The 726-nt window shown below is 39.4% G+C and carries 2 protein-coding genes; both read right to left on the bottom strand.

What is annotated here, in order from left to right:
* Positions 1-39: 39 nt before the first annotated feature.
* Positions 40-339, bottom strand: a complete 300-nt coding sequence (locus CN378_RS14560) for a DUF2442 domain-containing protein (RefSeq protein ID WP_098353088.1) — start codon at positions 337-339, stop codon at positions 40-42.
* An 83-nt stretch (positions 340-422) separates the two neighbouring features.
* On the bottom strand, positions 423-578 hold the full coding sequence (locus CN378_RS23140) for a DUF4160 domain-containing protein (protein WP_179884932.1): 156 nt from the start codon (positions 576-578) through the stop codon (positions 423-425).
* Between the last annotated feature and the right edge of the window lie 148 nt (positions 579-726).

The raw sequence follows: 726 nt of genomic DNA, 5'->3' as shown, positions 1-726 counted from the left end.
TTAATTTAGGTTAGTCTACACTCTACCCTCGCTTTGTCATCAAGCTCGTTCCAATAAATTTGTGTTCTTCGCTACTTCAATGATTTTTTTAATTTCAACTAGATCGATTCCTTCTCTGTGTAACTGATCGGGATCCAGATCCAGTTCTCCTGGCCAAGTAATGGTTCTCAACTCATCATCCACATACACCTTACTGAAAAATTCAGGGTCTTTTAGTTTTTCAAGAATACCTTTCATATGAGGTTTGATGTCTACGAACCTTTTCGATCCATCTGTAAAATCAATCAGTAGCCACCCGTCCATCTCAGGAATTGTAGCTACGTTATCTATAAGAATCATCAAAACACCTCCTAGTTTAGGGGTGGTATTCTGCAAGGTGCTTCATTACACCTGAAGTCATTCCACGCCTTAATCATATCACCTTAATAAAGCTCAAGCCATTTCATGACCATCTTCTCTTTGCTTGCGGGTAAAGCGTCGTCTCCCCTTACATATTCGCCTGTCATTATTTCTATTCTTGTCATAAATCCAGAATAATTTACATGAAAGTGAGGAGGATCATGATCGTTATAATACAAGTAGATGGAAACCTCCAAAAAATTTGCTGATCATCGGCATATGATTCTTTCACCTTCTTTCTTTATGTCATCAGGTTAAAGGTTCACCAATTACTCGCGCACCATGGTGTTTCTCACTGTTTGGCCTCCTATGCAGCTTGACCGCTTC

Origin of the sequence: Bacillus sp. AFS015802 (genome assembly GCF_002561455.1) — a bacterium.
Lineage (GTDB): Bacteria > Bacillota > Bacilli > Bacillales > Bacillaceae_B > Rossellomorea.
Note: the sequence above shows the minus strand (reverse complement) of the source record. Positions and strands in the feature narration are given on the sequence as shown.